Below are 15,364 nucleotides of genomic sequence, written 5' to 3' on the forward strand. Positions count from 1 at the left end.
TCGCCACCGATTATCGGTCTCGTCGCCGACCCTCGGTCCCGCCCCGCTCGTACGACGGGTTCGGCAAACGGGACACCGAGACGGCCCGATTCGGTCTAGAACAGGTTCTCGAGTCGGTCGTCGGCAAACTGTTCGGCGGGGTCTTCGTTCGGCTCGTCCTGTTGTTTCTGTGCCTCGCGGGCGCGTTCCATGAACTCGTCGATGCGATCGGACCGTTCGACGCCACCCAGCAATACGAGCGCAGCGACTCGGTCGCTCTGCAAGGGGAAGTCGCCGCCCCGAACCTGCATGCTGCCCGTTTCGTCCTCGAGCCAGCGTCGGGACTTTTCGACGCCCTTTCGCGGAATCACGTCGGGATCGCCGGCGATGACGAGCAGCGCCGAATCGGCGGTCGTCGCGTCGGGAAGGCTCGTCCCCGTCAGCAGGGACTGCCTCGAGACGTTCATCACCGTTCGGATGTTCTCCTCGCTGTTGTCGGCCGCGAGCTCGCTCGCGTATCCGAGCGCAGCGACGCCGCCGCCCCGGAGCGTGTTGATGACCTCGCTCGAGTCGACGACGCTCTCGCCGACGCCGTCCATTCCCTCGCCCGAGGCGAACAGCAAGCCCACGCGCTGGGCGATGTTCTCGTTGATCGTCTCGAACGCGCCTTCGACGCTCTCGCCCTGTTCGTGCCACGCGTCGTTGTCGACCAGCAGCGTCGAATCTGCTTCCCGGATGATCGTCTTCAGGGACCGTCCGGCGTTGGCCTGGTACAGCGAACCCTCGTTGCGCCCGGGGAGGATGCCGAGCGCGTAGACCGGAATGTCGTAGATCCGCTGGAGGTTGTTGACGAGCACTGGCGCGCCGCCGCTTCCGGTGCCGCCACCGAGCCCGGCGACGACGAATATCGCGTCCGCGCTCGAGGTGATCCGTCCGTCGAGACCGCCGATCACCTGGTCGATGTCGCTTTGCATGATCTCTGCGCCGAGTTCGTTATCGCCGCCGACACCGTGGCCGTTGACGCGGTCTGCACCGATCAGCTGCGTGTCGACGAACTCGAGGGACTGGAGATCTGCTTTCGCGGAGTTGACGACGAACCCACCTTGAATCGCGTCGAACCCCATGTCAGCATCGAACCGGACGAGCCGTTCGGTGACCTTTCCACCAGCCTGGCCCACCCCGATCAGGGCAACTTTCATACGACTATCATGCGGGGGAGGGCTGTTGAACGTTGCGGGGTGACTCTGCGCCGATCGGGCGGACGTTTAAGTAACGTGACGCGGCCAGAGCGCCCATGAGCGATTTTGAGCGGGTCGAGCGGCGACTCACGGCCGTCGAACGAACACTCGCGGACGCGGAGCGGCCGGTGAGCGACCTCCCGGAGCGGGCCGCGCTGGCCGACGAGGTCGAACGTCTGAACGATCGGATCGACGACCTCAGCGCCCGCGTCGCCGGCCTCGAGGGGAGCACGCAGGCGCTGTGCGGGTACGTGGGGAACGTCCGATCGGTCAACGAAGCCGTCGAACGGCGCGCCGACGCCGCCGTCGCGACCGTGGACCGACTCGAGGGTCGCGTCGACGCGCTCGAGGATACCCGAACCGACGCGGGGGCGACTCTCGTCGTCTCGAGAGCCTTGCTCCGCGATTCGCAAGCGGGCCGTTACCAGTCGAAACCCGAACGCGGAACCGGTCGCGATACCGATTCGGATTCGGCGATCGAGCAGCGAGTGACGTCCGAACCCATCCCGCCGGCGTTCGATCCGGTCATCGACGACGACCAACGGTTCGTCGCCAGCAGCGACGATCAGACTCGAGCGGACGCGAACCCCGGCCGCCGCTCCCTCGACGACTCGAGTACTACCGGTCACCGTCGAATCGAAGCGCAACTCGCCGAACTCACCGGGACCGGTGACGAACCAGGTCGGCGCGCCTCCGCAAAACGAACTGCTGGCGCGACTGAGCAGCCGTCGACCGGTTCCGATGGGCCGGCACGCACGTCGTCACGCGCGGACGACGATACGGATACATCGCGCGATAGAACGCTATTCGAGGCGGTTCGAGGGCTGTTTTCGTGATTGACGCGCGTTCCTCCAACGAATACGTCTCGCTCGCGACCGGTTTCGCCCAGACGAGACGCGGCCGCGTGGTGCTCGCCGGTCGGCCTCGATGGCAACCCATATTGGTGCGTTTCCCGTTCGACCCGGTATGTTCTACGAGCAGCGGATGTCCGTTCCGGCTTCGCCGGCGGAACTTCGCGCGGAGTACGACGAGGAGTTCGTCCAGATACTCGAGACCGCGGGCCTCGAGCACGTCTCGATGCTCACGGGTATCGACGAGGAGCGCCTCGAGGCAATCGGGACGGACGAGCAGCCGTCGCTGTCGCTCGAGGAGGCGGCCCAGATACAGTCTCAGGGCGCGGACGAGCCCGATCCGGAGACGATCGAAACGATGGCCTGCGAACACCTCCTTCTCGGGATGTCGACCGCCGTCCTCGACGTGGACGCGGTCGAAAGCGAACTGGCGATCGACCTCGATCCCAAAGAGATCCAACAGAAGGTCGAACGTCGGGCCCCGATGTCGTTCGCGGAGTACGTCCACTTACAGCACGTGATCGTGGGCAACACCCCGTAGCTCAGACGACGCGAGGAAGCGAGTTACCCCTCGAGCACTTCGTACGCCACACCGGCGTCTCGAAGCGCGTCCGTGACCCGACCGACCGAGTCGATCGTCACGACGGCGACCACCTCGAGGCCGCGTTCCGCGGCGTCCGCGGCGACCTCGCCGCCGGCGAAGTTCACGGCCGGATCGGTGCCGGCCTGTCGGCAGGCGACGACGGCTTCGACACCGGTTGCGACCACGAGGTCGGCGCCATCACAGGTTTCGGAGACGAACTCGTCCGCGATGGCGCGGCTCCCGCCGGCGCGGACCGCGGGTACCTGCAACACGGTGACGGAGCCGGGCTCGAGTTCCATGACGCCCTCGAAGCTGGTGACGCCGACGTCGGTTCCCGCCTCGGCGTCGGTCGTCGCGACACCAGTTGCCGGCCCCTCCTCGCCCGCCTTCGCGTGCAAGAGGCCATCCCGAACGAATAGGGTGACGGTCTCGCCTTCCTCGATATCGTCGGTCGCGATGTAGGCGGCTTCGCTCATCGCGTCGAGGACGTCGCCGGTGACGTGATCCGCGAACCGTCGAACGTCGTCGGCGGTGGTAAAGAGCCAGTCGACGCCCTCGTTGGTGACGCGATAGCGAGAGCGCCCCTCCTTCTCGACGAGGCCGTCGTCGACGAGGTCGCGGATATACTCGCTGACCGCCTGGCTCGTCACCCCGACGTCGGCTGCGATCTCTCCCTGGCTGACCGCGGGCTGGCGCTCGGCGATCTGGACGAGGATCCGAAACCGCGTCGCAGCCCGCTTGTTGTCGAGGACATCGACCATACACTGGCCTGTTGGAGGAGGGCACCAAAAAGGGGCGTGGTCGCGCGATTGGCGCTCCTCGCCGTCGGAGGGTACGAATCCCCGGTCCAGTTCCTTTAACTCTCGTCGATTCGACGGTACGGGCATGCCTCGGCCGCTCCTGATCGATACCGATCCCGGGTGCGACGACGCGCTGGCGCTCTTGCTCGCCCTCGAGCGCGACGAACTCGACGTCGTCGGTCTGAGTACCGTCCACGGCAACGCGTCGCTCGCCGATACGACGCGAAACGCGCGGTCGCTCCTCGAGTGCTTCGACCGGACCGACGTCCCGCTCGCGAAGGGGGCGACGCTGCCGCTCACGGCCGAACTCGAGACGGCCGAGCACATCCACGGCGCGGGCGGGATCCGCGGCGAACTGCCCGAGCCGACGAGCGCGACGGAGCCGCTCGAGCGACACAGTGCGCAGTTCATCGTCGAGAAGGCGCGGGAGTATGATGGCGAACTGACGCTCGCGGCGATCGGCCCGCTGACGAACGTCGCGCTCGCGCTCGCGATCGAACCCGACCTCCCGGACCTGCTCGACGAACTGATCGTCATGGGCGGCGCGGCGTTCGTCCCCGGCAACGTCACGCCGCTCGCGGAGGCGAACTTCCGGTCCGATCCGGAGGCGGCCGCGCGAGTCGTTCGAGACGCGCAGCCGACGATCGTGGGCCTGGACGTGACCAATGGCGCGAACGTCCCCGGCGAGTGGATCGACTCGCTGCCGGAATCGACCGCCCTCGGTCGCTCGGTCGTCGAGTGGTTCACCTACTACTCGGGCGACCAGCTCGAGCAGTACGAGTACGAGACGACGGCGATCCACGACGCGCTGGCGATCGCGGGGCTCGTCGACGAGAGTGTTCTCGAGACTGAGCGCTACCACATGCAGGTCGGCACCGACTCGGATCTCGATCGCGGCGCGCTCGTCTGTGACGCGACCGACGTCACGGACGGAGAACCGAACGGCTCCGTCGCCCTCGAGGCCGACTTCGAACGCTATCGAGAACTCCTCACGGGGGCGGTCGAGCGAACGCTCGAAACTCGCGCCGACCGCAGAGCTTAGTTGTACACTCGGCGTCCGATCGCGTTCTCCTCGATGAACTCCCAGTCGTACTCGACGCCGAGCCCGGGACCGTCAGGTACCGGCACGGTTCCGTCGTCGTCGATCGACTCGAGGGCTTCGGAGTACTCGCCGCGGTAGACCGGCGGCTGGGTGTTCGCACAGTCGGGGTGGACCAGCGCGCGTTCGTAGTAGTTCGCGTTTCGAATCGCGGCGAGACACTGGCGTTGGGCGGGTCCAGGCGCGTGAAACTCGACGTCCAGCCCGAACCCTTCGGCGATCCGGGCGCGCTTTATCGCGCCGGTGATCCCGCCGTCGTATTCGGGGTCCGCACGGACGAAGTCCGTCGCGTCGGTGGCGATGAAGTCGGTGAAAGGCTCGAGCCCGCGAACGTGTTCGGTCTGGAGGATCGGCGTCTCGAGCGATTCCCGGAGCTTTCGGTGGGCGTGTTGGGAGATGCCGCCGTCACGGTAGGGATCCTCGTACCAGAAGAAGTCCTGTTCGTCGCAAGCCCGCCCGACTTTGAGCGCGTCGCCGTAGGTCTGGTACTCGCAGGCAGGGTCGATCATCAGGTCCATCTCGTCGCCGACGCGCTCGCCGACGGCGCGGACCGTCTCTACCTCCCGGTCGATGTCCCTGGCTGCGTCGCTGCCGCCCCAGCCGTGTATTTTGAAGCCGGGATAGCCGAGCTCGAGACACTCCTCGGCGAAGTCGGCGTAGGCTTCCGGCGAGTCCAGCCCGCCGTTGTCGTCGGCGTGATAGGTCGAGGCGTAGGCCGGGAGCCGGGTGGTGTAGGTGCCGAGCAGTTCGTGGATCGGCGCGTCGTAGTACTTCCCGGCGAAGTCCCAGAGCGCGATGTCGACCGGTCCGATCCCCATCCGGTCGTACTTTCGCAGGCCGCGTTTGATCTCGCTCCAGTGGCGTTCGCGCTCGAGCGGGTTCTCGCCCACGAGGTAGTCCGCGAACGTGTTGATCTGTGCGGCCGCCGGCGAGTTGCCGCCGACGTACTCGCCGGTGATCCCGGCGTCGGTTTCGATGCTGAGTGCGAACAGTTTCCGCGTCGTCGTCGAACCGGGCTCGTAGACCAGGTTGAACCCGTTGCCGTCAGTTCCGACGTCCGACAGTTCGTAGGAAAATTCGACTGACTCGATTTCGGTTATCTGTGGTGGCACGCCAAAACGAGGAACGGCCAGCCACATAATATCTGTCACGAGATGGGATTGTAACGCGACCCGGCCGGTCCGCTCGTGACGATTCGGTCTCGAGCGACGGGTCTCACGAGCGCGCCAGTTCCGACCCGAGGAGCACGCCAGTTCCGGCCCAAGAACCTAGTACGATGGCGTCGTATGCCCATCCGATGTTCGCGGATCGAACCGACGCCGGCGACCGACTCGCAGCGGAACTCGAGCGCCGGGGGATCGACGCCGACATCGTCCTCGGCATTCCCCGCGGCGCGCTGCCGGTCGCGAGACCGGTCGCAGACGCGCTCGAGGCGGACCTCGACGTGGTCGTCGCTCGAAAGCTCGGCGCGCCGAACAACCCGGAACTGGCTGTGGGAGCGGTCGCGAGCGAGGGGAGCGTCTGGCTCAACGACCCGCTCGTGGAGCGACTCGGCGTCTCCGACTCGTACCTCGAGTCGATCCGCAGCGAGGAGGCGACGAACGCGCGCGAGAAAGCCGACCGCTACCGCGAGACGCCCGGACTACCGGATCTCGAGGGCAAACACGTGGTGGTCGTCGACGACGGCGTGGCGACCGGCGCGACCGCGATCGCCTGTCTTCGACAGGTCCGAGAAGCGGACGCGGCCCGCGTTACCCTCGCCGTTCCGGTCGGCCCGCCCGACTCACTCGCCAACCTCGAGGACGAAGCCGATGAGGTCGTCGCGCTGAAAACTCCCGCCGACTTCCGCGCCGTCGGCCAGTACTATCGAACGTTCGGGCAGGTGACCGACGAGGAGGCGATCGAGTACCTGAATCGCGGGTGAGTCTCTCGGGTTCCGAACCAGCGCGTGGACCTCGCGAGCCGTCAAGACGAGGCGTCGCTCATCACGAACGTGAACACGAACAGTCCGGCGGCGACCAGCCCGACGGTCGCGAGTCCGTACTCGAGAACGCCGACGACGCTCCCGCCCCAGACGAGGAGCCAGGCGAACGTTATCGACAGAATCGCGTTCAGGACGGCGACGACCCGCGGGTCTCCCGGGGAGGACTCGAGGCCCTCCCGAAAGCCGGCTCGGTCGTCGTCCGCGTCGCTCATGGCACAACTGGCGGCCGTCGATCACTTAGTCGTTACTGTGTCGGGGTTCGATGGGGGCTACGGCTCGCGAAGCACGTACTCGTCGTCCGAATCGTTCGGGAAGGGATTTTCGAGTCCCGTCGCTCGTTCCAGTTCCTTGTCGGTGGCGAGTGCCGACTCGAGATCCGCTCGAAGGCTCGAGGACTCTATATCCGTGCCGATGAAGACGAGCTCCGTCCGCCGATCGCCGTGCTCGTCGTCCCACTCGAGGTCCGGACGGTTCGAACGGTACAGTTCCCGGTCGACCTCGGAGAGGGAGGCGATCCACGGCCCGCTGACGCTCGAGCGAATCGAGGGTCCCGCCTGACTGATGTCGACTTTCACGTCGTGGCCCGCGATCCACGCGGTCCCCTTCGATCGGACGACGTTCGACGGCAACGACCGAAGGAACTCGCGAAACCGTCCGGGGTGGAACGGCCGTCGCTCGCGGAAGACGAACGACTCGACGCCGTAGACGTCGTCCGGGTGGTGATGATCGTGGTCGATTTCACCGTTGCCGTGGTTGGCAGCGTCGTGATCGTGTTCGCTGCGATCCTCGTCGGCGAGCGCGCGCCGCCAGCCGGCCCGCTCGCCGAAGTCGGCGGGATCGAACCGATCACCGCCGAAGAGTCGGTCCGGATCGACCGCACTGAACTCGGTTCGGATCCGGTCCGCCGCCGGTTGGAGCGCGTTCACGAGTCGCTCCGCGCGCTCGAGTTCGGCTCGATCGCACAGGTCCGTTTTGTTGAGAAGCACCGTCGAGGCGGCTTCGATCTGTTCGATGAAGAGATCGGAGAGCGGGCGAACCGCGTCGTCTCCGTCCGCCTCGGAATCGGGTCCGCGGCGCTCGGGCGTCGATTCGCCCTCGAACGCGTCGAGAAATCGCCGCGTGTCGAGGACGGTCACCAGCCCGTCGATCTCGTAGCGGGCCGCGACGCGCGAGGCCGTCGTGAAGAGTCGCGCGACCGAATCGGGCTCGGAGATGCCCGAGGGTTCGACGATCAGTCGGTCGAACTCCCGGTTTTGAGCCAGTCTGACGACCGCGGACTCGAGGTCGTCTCGAAGCTCACAGCAGATACAGCCGTTCGATAGCTCGGCGACGCCCCCGCCGACCTCGAGCCCCGAGTCCGCCGCGACGCGTTCGGCGTCGACGTTGACCGCCCCCATGTCGTTTACCACCACGGCGAGGTCCCTCTCGCCGGCGTTGCGAAGGAGGTGGTTGAGCAGCGTCGTTTTTCCGGCCCCGAGAGTTCCCGACAGGACCGTGACGGGGATCGATTCCTGTTGCATCGACTCGGGGTAGGAACCGCGTCCCTACAAAGGTTGTACTCGCTTGCAGAAGATTCTCGAGCGCGCTGTGAATGCGTCGTCGGTCCGTTCTCAGTTCGTGACGACCGAATCGTCGGACACGGCCACCGCGGGCTCGTCTTCGGCGTCCTCGAGTGCGTCGACCGGACTCGCAGTCCCCTCGACTGCATCGCTCGAGGCGCTTCGCTCGTCGGAATCGGCCGCCTCGACCGTGTGTCCCGTCTCGACGTGGTGGGAGATGGCGAGCCCCGACCGCTCGCTCGTCGAATACCCCTCGTCGTCGAGCTTCCAGTCGCAGTCCAGACAGTAGTGGCTCGCGTTCGGCGCCGAATCGCCGCCCGATCGATCGGGGCTCCCGTTCGCAGAGCCCGGCGACGCGCCGGAGTCCTCGAGCGTGATCGTCAGACCGCCGTCGTCGTCGCCGTGTTCGACGACGATATCGTAACCGTGGTAGGTGAACGTGACGGCACCGAAGCGCGGTTCGCCGTTCCGCCTCGGCTCGAAGAGTTCGTCGAGCGCTTCGGGGTTGATGACGTCGTACAGCGGGGCGTCGAGTTCCGTTGGATCGACTCCTTCCTTTTGAGCAACCTCTCGAACCACTTTGACACTGAGCGGCTCCGAGTCGGACCGCGTCTCGAGTGTGCCGGTGAGTGTTGTTTCCATCGCTACGGTTCCAGGGCTCGATTCGTCATAAAGACTCGGGAATACTCGAGCACGAAACCTTCGTAAACAAGGCGAATACGACCGATTCCGGATTTCAGCCGCGATCGATCGAAACGATCCGTTCACTGAACGGTTTAAAACAAGATTATCTTTCGTGTTCGATACTGTGCTCCTCGCCGGACGACTCGAGAAAGACCGAGGCCGGCGAGTCGCGTTCGTTCCGCAGCAGAATCTCGTCAGTGATCTCGTATCCGAGTTCGTCGAGCCTCGCCGCGATCTGCGTGATGTCGTCGTTAGACGCACCCACGACGTGGATGTGGACGTTCTTCGTTCCGGTCATGATCTCGCGGACGTTGACGACGCCGTCGATCTCGTGGGCCGCCTCGACGAGCGCCTCGCGTTCGGCGATCTGTGCCGTACAGATGAACAGCACCTCGAGGAGGAGGCCGGCTTTCTCGTAGTCGATTTCCGGGCTGTACCCCTGGATGATCCCTCGCTCCTCGAGACTCGTGATCCGTTTTCCGACCGTACTCGGAGAGACGCCGACCTGGTCGCTGATATCGGCGTTGGAATTGTTTCGCGCGTCCTGCTGGAGAGCGTACAGAATCGCTCGATCGACGTCGTCGAGGTCCGCGCACATTCTATCACGAAGTGGGCCGCGAGCACGTATAAACGGTGAGCATGAACCGGTTCGGTCCCATCCGGTATCGCCGCCCGTCTCCGAAACGGCTACTCCTCGGCGATCCGACTCCCGCCGGGGGGCATGAAGTGTTGGATCTTGTCCGGACTGGCGATCTTTCGGACGAACGATTCGTCCTCGAACCGCTCTCGGAGCCGCCGGTAGAGCCGCTTTGCCGCGTCGGCTTGCGCGTACCTGCCGGGTTCGATATCGATGGTCGTCACCGCCCGCTGTTCGATTGCTGCGGGCGGGCCGCCGATGACGCGGGTGTACGGTTCACACTGGATCCCGACCGTGACGCCAACGGGCGTGCTCTCGTGATAGGTCCGGTCGCCCCGGACGGCGAAGCCACCCTTCTCGAGGTACTCGCCGCTCTCGGGGGTCTTGGTCACCTGATCGAAGTCGACGACGTAAACGTCGCCAGCGTAGCGACCGTCCTTCCAGACCGACGAATAGGAGACCGCGAACTGCGCGGCTTCTTCGATGCTCGAGTCGGGGATCTCGATGTCGCCCGAGGAGGCCTCGCTCGGATCGGTCGCCTTGAGTACCGTGACGGGGCCGCCGTGGGCTTGCGTGTGCAACACCTTGTCGCCGCGCTCTATGTACTTCTTGACCAGTTCCTCGTTCTGATCGGCGTTGCGCCCGCCGATGACGAGGAAGTCGTCGCTCGTGTGGAACCACCGGAACCGATCGAACCACGGCTCGTTCTCACGGATCGGAATCGACGGCTCCGCGAGCCAGTCGCGGTCCTTCCCCTCGTCGTCCTCGTCGCTGTCCTCGTCGCCGTCGTCGGCCTCCCACTCGTCGCGCCGCCGTTTCGCGTCCGCCAGGTCCTCGCGGGTGTCTTCGATGGCGGCGAGCGCTCCTTCTTTCTTCTCCGCGATCTCTTTGGCCTCCGTGTAGAGTCGATCGGCGTTCTGCTCGAGGCCGTCTCGAGCCACCAGGTCGATCCGTTCGCCGTCGATATCGACGGTGATCGTCCCCTCGCTGCCGTCGACGTCGACGACCGCTTCGGCGGCGTCGATGCCGCGTTCTTTCCCCTCTTCGAATCGCTCCTCGATCTCCTCCCACGGACGGTCTTGCTCTCTTTGCGTCTGCACCGTCGAGAGGATGTCGTCGACGAGGTCGTAGTTTGCGTACAGCAACTCCGCGCGCTCGCGCTGGGCCTCGGCCTGCTGTTCGAACCCCTCGATGGCCCCCTCCTGCTGTTCGATGATCCGCTCGTGCTTTGCGATCTCCTCCTCGAAGTCCGGCCGCTGGGTGGTCGGGTCCGGCTCTTCGTCGTCAAGTTCGAGTCGGAAGAAGTAGTCGTCCAGCGCCGTCAGAAAGCTGTCGTAGGACTCGCCGGCGAGGGCCGCGTGCTCCTCGAGCGCGAATGGGGTGACGTCGACGACGCCGTTTGCGGACTGGTCGCCCGCCCCGTTGTCGCCCTCGTCTTCGGTGGCGTCGCCTCCCCCCGCGCTCTCTTCGGCGTCGAGGTACACTCGCGGATCGAAGTTCCCGTTCCGGACGTCGAGCGCGAGCCGCTCGATGGCCTCGTAAATCGCGTCGTACTCGTCGTCGGTCGCGTCGTCGATATCGAGTGCCTTCTCGACGCCCGCGCGGGTACAGATTTCCTCGGCGTAGAGGCCGCCGAAGTTCAACTGCGTCGCGAGCGTCCGGACGACGTCCGTGTCTGAGTCTTCCATCTCGAGGTCGAACGCCTCCCGGGAGACCGTAAGCGGGTTCGTCCGCGAGTCGGGGAACTCGTAGCGCGAGCCGGGGACGACGGTCCGGGACTTGAGACGGACCGTCTCGAGGCAGTCGATCACCTCGTACTCGCCGTCGGTCACCGCGATATTGCCCTGGCCGAACAGTTCGACGATGATCCGCGTCGTGCCGTCATCGCGCTCGAAGACGAACTCGAGAATGCGGTCGAACTCGAACTGTTCGACGCCCGCGAAGTCGGCACCGGAGAGCCGGTTTCGGAGCATCATCGCGAACTGCGGCGGTCGTCCGGGGGCGTCCGGAACCCGCGTCGGATCGACCGTGTGGGCGCGCTTCGTCTCTCCGACCTCGCAGACGAGTTCCACGCGACCGCGGTCGAAATCCCGCATCTTCAGTCGGAGGAGGTCGTCGCCGTAGAGATAGGCCTTGTCGACTTTCGCACCCTCGTAGGCGCCCAGTTCGCGCACGAGAGCGGCGAGGTCGACGCTGGTGAGTTCCCGCTTCGGATCCATACACGAACCTGCTTGGTGCGGCCCAAAAGGCGTGTCGTTCCGTACGACGATGCCTCGAGCGGGACAGTGCTGGTCCGGTGGCGGTCGAACAGTGGGGATGTGGCCCCCGAACCCGTTACCAGAGGTCGAACTCTAACTCCGAGAGCGCGGCTAATTCGTCGGAGGCGAAACTCGAGGTATCTGCCGGGTCGGTCGATACGTTTTCGGTCACTGCCGTTTCGTCGTCCGACGTAACGTCGGAGATCTCTACCGACTCGTTCGACGTTTGGACCGATTCGTTCGTGACCGTTTGTGAGAGTTCTTTTGAATCGTATTCCGTCGCCCCGTCGTCCGAGAAGCCGTCTGTCGGATTGTCCGGTTGATCCGGTGGGTCGAAATCGTATTCGTCGGCGGCGGTTTCCGCCGCCTCCGCCTGTTCGAGTGTGTCCTCGTAGCTCTCTGTCGTCGAATCTGGAACGTCGTCGGATACCTGTGCCGTCGCGGATCCGGTAACCAGCGCGCCGCTCACCGCGGCGATTCCTGTCGCCCGTAACACGGATCGTCGGTTATACCGGGACTGTTCTCGCTCGCTTGTCTTCGTTTCGTCCATTCGTATCACTGCTCGCGGGGAGCACCTGATTCCCACCGAACGCGGGAGTAAAACCCCGGTATTGTCATTACGAACACTCTCGAGTAGCCAAACGATTGGTTCTCACGCTTCTACCGTTGGCCGACGCTACGAACGCATGGGCGCGATTAGCGTTCAGTAGCCGTTCCCTTCGGACCCAGCGCTGTGAGCCGAGTCGGCTACCGATACACTGACGCGACCCAAACACGGCCGTGCTCGCGGGGTCCTTCGTCTCGCATTCAGAAAGCTAATCAGTCGCAGTCTCCGTTGGGAACACATGAACGGAGCGCTCTGCGCACTCGCAAACCACCCGCTCGAGCGAAGTCACGGAGGCTCTCGCGACAGATGACGGGAAATCGAGACGGCTGGTCGGACATCTACCGACTCCCGCAGTTTTTCGACCGGATCGACGACCAGCAGGCGGTTTCGGTCCGAGAGGCGATCGACGAACTCGAGGTCGACCTCGGGATGGATATCGACGGCGTCGTCTATCACGACCGGGGGATTCGGGTCCCCGGCTACGATGCGACTTTCATCCGCGAACCGGACACAGAGCGGGACGATCCCGCCTTCAGCGTCCAACTCGACGCGGTCGGTCCCCGGAGCACCTGGGCCGTCTTCGACGCGTCGAAGGAGTGGGACGCCTACCTCCTCACCGCGGACGACGTCGCGGCCATCGCGTGGGTGAGCGACGAGGAGTTCGCCTTCGAGGAGTCCAAAAACTTCTCCTCGAAGGACACGGCGGTCGGCGCCGGTCGATTCTCTTTCGGCATCTTCTTCTACGAGTCACTCGAGTGGGACTCGTTCGCCAGCGACCTCGAGGAGACCGACTCGCCGGCGCTGTTACATCACGACGATGGCTCGACGTACTACCCACAGACCCAGTCGGAGTTCTACCGATACGTCGACTCATCACCGGAGGAATTTCGCGAGAGTGGCGGCGGCGCACCGTCCTACCTCGGCGTGCTCGAACTCGAGGTAACGATCGACGACGAGCGACGTCAGTGACGACGCTTCGCGTATGGACGGGAAAACGGTCGGTTCACTCGGGTCAGGGGGAGACCCGAGCGAGTCGGTGAACACTTCTCAGGCGGGACACGGGGCGTGTCCCACCCAGACCGTGAACGGGATGTGCGATCACATTGTCGTTGTGGGGGGATGACAATGCTTCCCGACGATCGTCGGCAGTTGCTAATACTCCACCACCGGTTATAAATTTTATGCCAATCGGTGTGCGAATTTCGTCCGGAAGTCGCGGTTCTCGACGATGTTTGACGGACTACAACCGTCGACGAATCGAGTGAAGTCAAAAACGAGCGGGCGGGCCGTCGTCGCGGGTTAGAGCCGTTTGCTCACGTACGGCCCGTCCTGATGGTAGCCGAGCTTGTTCCGGTAGTACTCTCGAGCGCCGATCCCGGAGATGACGCTCACTTTGTCGTAGCCGGCGTCCGCGGCCAGCGATTCGGCCCGGTTCATCAGCTTGCGGCCGTAGCCCCGATGTTGGTGCTGGTCCGTCTCGCCGTCCTCGCCCATCGTTACCTCCGAGCCGTAGACGTGCAGTTCCCGGACCAGCGCCGCGTTCTTGAGTTCGTCCCGCACGGGTTCGTTCGGGAATCGAAGCCGGCAGAAGCCGATCAGCAGGTCCTGATCGAAGTCCTCGAAGCTGATGAAGTGTTCGGTCCCGCCGCTCGCTTCGTAAGTCATCACGTCGAGTTCGACGCGGTCGGGTTCCGCCTCGTTCATCCCGGCCTCGCGACAGCGGATACAGTCACACTCCCAGCCGTGTTCGTCCATGCGCTTGCGTGCGAGCTGTCTGAGATTCGACTTCCAGACGCCGGCGTCGATGTAGTCCGCCGGAATGTCGCGCTGGACCCGCTGGAGTCGCGTATATCGCGGGATCATGTCCTTGATTTCGGCGACGAGTTCCGCGGCTTCCTCGTTGTCTAAGGGGTCGTACTCGCCTTTGTGCCACCAGTCGTAAGTCGCCGTCCCGCGGACGATCAGCGTCGGATAGATCTTCAGGTAATCCGGCTTCCACTGCTCCTGTTCGAAGATGCGCCGGAAGTCCTCGAGACACATCTCCCTGCTCATGCCCGGCTGACCCGGCATCATGTGGAAACCGACCTTGAAGGCCGCGTCTCGCAGGCGCTGGTTCGCCTCGATCGACGCCTGAACGCCGTGGCCGCGGTGCATCTCGCGGTTGATCCGCTCGTAGGTCGTCTGGACGCCGACCTCGACTTTCGTGCCGCCGAGGTCCAACATTCGGTCGATCTGCTCGGGATCGCACCAGTCGGGTTTCGTCTCGAAGGTCGTCCCGATGTTCCGGACGTCGCCCGTCTCGTTCTCCGCGATGACGTCCTCGAGATACTTCCACTCGTACTCCTCGGGATCTTCTGCAAAGCTCACGCCCTGGGCGGGTTCGGGTTCTTTGTCCACGTCGTAGTCGTTCATCGCCTCGAGCGCTCGCTTGACGAACCACTCTTGGTAGTCGTGACTTCGGGCAGTCATCGTCCCGCCCATGAGGATCAGTTCGACCTTGTCGATCGGATGACCGATCTCGCGTAACTGCTCGAGTCGGAGGGTCACCTGCCCGTAGGGGTCGTAGTCGTTTTGCACGCCGCGAGCGGCTGCCGGCTCTTCACCCGTGTAGCTCTGGGAACTCGAGAACTCCGAGTCCGGGCCGCCGGGACAGTATAGACACTTCCCGTGCGGGCACCGCTCGGGCGAGGTCATGATCGCCACCGGCGAGACGCCGGAGGCGGTTCGAACCGGTTTGCGCTGGAGGACGGATTCTAAATCCTCGCGGTACTCCTGGGGGGCGTAATCCAGCAGTTCGGAGTTTTTGGGCACTTTCGGTGCCGAGTGCTCCGAGCAGGCCTCGAGTTTGGCCTTCTCGACCTCATCGCGCTCGACCTCGCCGTTGATGATCCGCTCGACGAGCGTTTCACAGACCCGCTCGAACGCTTCGGTTTCGGTCGGGTCGGGCGTGTCGGTACTCACTACACCGTTTTCGGTGGCCTCGGCGAATAAGCGTGTCGGACTCGCCCGTCGTCGATAGACCGGTTCCTCACGGACCTCCGGACGGGTTCGAAACGGTCACCGCCCGCCGGTCTTCGAAACGTTG

At 64.6% G+C, this 15,364-nt stretch carries 15 protein-coding genes; 5 read left to right on the plus strand and 10 right to left on the minus strand.

Features of this window, described 5'->3' with window-relative positions:
* Positions 1-95: 95 nt before the first annotated feature.
* Positions 96-1,178: a tubulin/FtsZ family protein gene (locus BM348_RS10795; protein WP_092904778.1), complete on the minus strand. Its 1,083-nt coding sequence runs from the start codon at positions 1,176-1,178 to the stop codon at positions 96-98.
* Positions 1,179-1,273: 95 nt separating this feature from the next.
* On the opposite strand from BM348_RS10795, the gene BM348_RS10800 reads away from it, so the two are divergent.
* Both BM348_RS10800 and BM348_RS10805 read left to right on the plus strand, forming a co-directional pair.
* Positions 1,274-2,053, plus strand: a complete 780-nt coding sequence (locus BM348_RS10800) for a DUF7310 family coiled-coil domain-containing protein (protein WP_092904780.1) — start codon at positions 1,274-1,276, stop codon at positions 2,051-2,053.
* A gap of 130 nt (positions 2,054-2,183) precedes the next feature.
* Positions 2,184-2,609 (plus strand): DUF5791 family protein, encoded by a 426-nt coding sequence (locus tag BM348_RS10805; protein ID WP_092904782.1) that lies wholly within the window; start codon positions 2,184-2,186, stop codon positions 2,607-2,609.
* Positions 2,610-2,632: 23 nt separating this feature from the next.
* Here the strand turns inward: BM348_RS10805 and BM348_RS10810 are convergent, their stop codons facing one another.
* Complete coding sequence (locus BM348_RS10810) at positions 2,633-3,412, minus strand: DUF7839 domain-containing protein (protein ID WP_092904785.1); 780 nt, start codon at positions 3,410-3,412, stop codon at positions 2,633-2,635.
* Between the two features lie 124 nt (positions 3,413-3,536).
* Here BM348_RS10810 and BM348_RS10815 point away from each other — a divergent pair, with 124 nt between their 5' ends.
* Positions 3,537-4,493 carry a nucleoside hydrolase gene (locus tag BM348_RS10815; RefSeq protein WP_092904787.1) on the plus strand — a complete coding sequence of 319 codons (957 nt, stop codon included), beginning with the start codon at positions 3,537-3,539 and terminating at the stop codon, positions 4,491-4,493.
* Here the strand turns inward: BM348_RS10815 and BM348_RS10820 are convergent.
* Positions 4,490-5,662 (minus strand): enolase C-terminal domain-like protein, encoded by a 1,173-nt coding sequence (locus BM348_RS10820; RefSeq protein ID WP_092905547.1) that lies wholly within the window; start codon positions 5,660-5,662, stop codon positions 4,490-4,492. The genes BM348_RS10815 and BM348_RS10820 overlap by 4 nt on opposite strands.
* A 185-nt stretch (positions 5,663-5,847) precedes the next feature.
* On the opposite strand from BM348_RS10820, the gene BM348_RS10825 reads away from it, so the two are divergent.
* Positions 5,848-6,474 carry a phosphoribosyltransferase gene (locus tag BM348_RS10825; protein ID WP_092904789.1) on the plus strand — a complete coding sequence of 209 codons (627 nt, stop codon included), beginning with the start codon at positions 5,848-5,850 and terminating at the stop codon, positions 6,472-6,474.
* Positions 6,475-6,515: 41 nt separating this feature from the next.
* On the opposite strand, the gene BM348_RS10830 is transcribed toward BM348_RS10825, so the two are convergent.
* From BM348_RS10830 to BM348_RS10855, 6 genes are all read right to left on the minus strand, one after another.
* A complete protein-coding gene (locus BM348_RS10830) occupies positions 6,516-6,746 on the minus strand; it encodes a hypothetical protein (protein WP_092904791.1) in 231 nt (76 codons plus the stop codon).
* Between the two features lie 57 nt (positions 6,747-6,803).
* Positions 6,804-8,054: a CobW family GTP-binding protein gene (locus tag BM348_RS10835; RefSeq protein WP_092904793.1), complete on the minus strand. Its 1,251-nt coding sequence runs from the start codon at positions 8,052-8,054 to the stop codon at positions 6,804-6,806.
* A 90-nt stretch (positions 8,055-8,144) separates the two neighbouring features.
* Positions 8,145-8,735, minus strand: a complete 591-nt coding sequence (locus tag BM348_RS21660; RefSeq protein ID WP_217642012.1) for a HalOD1 output domain-containing protein — start codon at positions 8,733-8,735, stop codon at positions 8,145-8,147.
* A gap of 145 nt (positions 8,736-8,880) precedes the next feature.
* A complete protein-coding gene (locus BM348_RS10845) occupies positions 8,881-9,375 on the minus strand; it encodes an Lrp/AsnC family transcriptional regulator (protein ID WP_092904795.1) in 495 nt (164 codons plus the stop codon).
* An 89-nt stretch (positions 9,376-9,464) separates the two neighbouring features.
* A complete protein-coding gene (gene rqcH / locus BM348_RS10850; RefSeq protein ID WP_092904797.1) occupies positions 9,465-11,633 on the minus strand; it encodes a ribosome rescue protein RqcH in 2,169 nt (722 codons plus the stop codon).
* Between the two features lie 115 nt (positions 11,634-11,748).
* Positions 11,749-12,222 carry a hypothetical protein gene (locus tag BM348_RS10855; protein WP_092904799.1) on the minus strand — a complete coding sequence of 158 codons (474 nt, stop codon included), beginning with the start codon at positions 12,220-12,222 and terminating at the stop codon, positions 11,749-11,751.
* Between the two features lie 363 nt (positions 12,223-12,585).
* Here BM348_RS10855 and BM348_RS10860 point away from each other — a divergent pair, with 363 nt between their 5' ends.
* Positions 12,586-13,248 carry a hypothetical protein gene (locus BM348_RS10860; RefSeq protein ID WP_092904801.1) on the plus strand — a complete coding sequence of 221 codons (663 nt, stop codon included), beginning with the start codon at positions 12,586-12,588 and terminating at the stop codon, positions 13,246-13,248.
* A 330-nt stretch (positions 13,249-13,578) separates the two neighbouring features.
* On the opposite strand, the gene BM348_RS10865 is transcribed toward BM348_RS10860, so the two are convergent.
* The gene (locus tag BM348_RS10865) at positions 13,579-15,240 is read right to left on the minus strand and encodes a tRNA uridine(34) 5-carboxymethylaminomethyl modification radical SAM/GNAT enzyme Elp3 (RefSeq protein WP_092904803.1); all 1,662 of its coding nucleotides are present in this window, start codon (positions 15,238-15,240) and stop codon (positions 13,579-13,581) included.
* Between the last annotated feature and the right edge of the window lie 124 nt (positions 15,241-15,364).

Source organism: Halostagnicola kamekurae (genome assembly GCF_900116205.1).
Taxonomy (GTDB): domain Archaea; phylum Halobacteriota; class Halobacteria; order Halobacteriales; family Natrialbaceae; genus Halostagnicola; species Halostagnicola kamekurae.

Coding starts and splice junctions, on each gene's coding strand:
- BM348_RS10860 (WP_092904801.1), top strand. CDS start 12,586: ATGACGGGAAATCGAGACGGCTGGTCGGACATCTACCGACTCCCGCAG.
- BM348_RS10800 (WP_092904780.1), top strand. CDS start 1,274: ATGAGCGATTTTGAGCGGGTCGAGCGGCGACTCACGGCCGTCGAACGA.
- BM348_RS10830 (WP_092904791.1), bottom strand. CDS start 6,746: ATGAGCGACGCGGACGACGACCGAGCCGGCTTTCGGGAGGGCCTCGAG.
- BM348_RS10805 (WP_092904782.1), top strand. CDS start 2,184: ATGTTCTACGAGCAGCGGATGTCCGTTCCGGCTTCGCCGGCGGAACTT.
- BM348_RS21660 (WP_217642012.1), bottom strand. CDS start 8,735: ATGGAAACAACACTCACCGGCACACTCGAGACGCGGTCCGACTCGGAG.
- BM348_RS10795 (WP_092904778.1), bottom strand. CDS start 1,178: ATGAAAGTTGCCCTGATCGGGGTGGGCCAGGCTGGTGGAAAGGTCACC.
- BM348_RS10845 (WP_092904795.1), bottom strand. CDS start 9,375: ATGTGCGCGGACCTCGACGACGTCGATCGAGCGATTCTGTACGCTCTC.
- BM348_RS10815 (WP_092904787.1), top strand. CDS start 3,537: ATGCCTCGGCCGCTCCTGATCGATACCGATCCCGGGTGCGACGACGCG.
- BM348_RS10810 (WP_092904785.1), bottom strand. CDS start 3,412: ATGGTCGATGTCCTCGACAACAAGCGGGCTGCGACGCGGTTTCGGATC.
- rqcH (WP_092904797.1), bottom strand. CDS start 11,633: ATGGATCCGAAGCGGGAACTCACCAGCGTCGACCTCGCCGCTCTCGTG.
- BM348_RS10835 (WP_092904793.1), bottom strand. CDS start 8,054: ATGCAACAGGAATCGATCCCCGTCACGGTCCTGTCGGGAACTCTCGGG.
- BM348_RS10855 (WP_092904799.1), bottom strand. CDS start 12,222: ATGGACGAAACGAAGACAAGCGAGCGAGAACAGTCCCGGTATAACCGA.
- BM348_RS10825 (WP_092904789.1), top strand. CDS start 5,848: ATGTTCGCGGATCGAACCGACGCCGGCGACCGACTCGCAGCGGAACTC.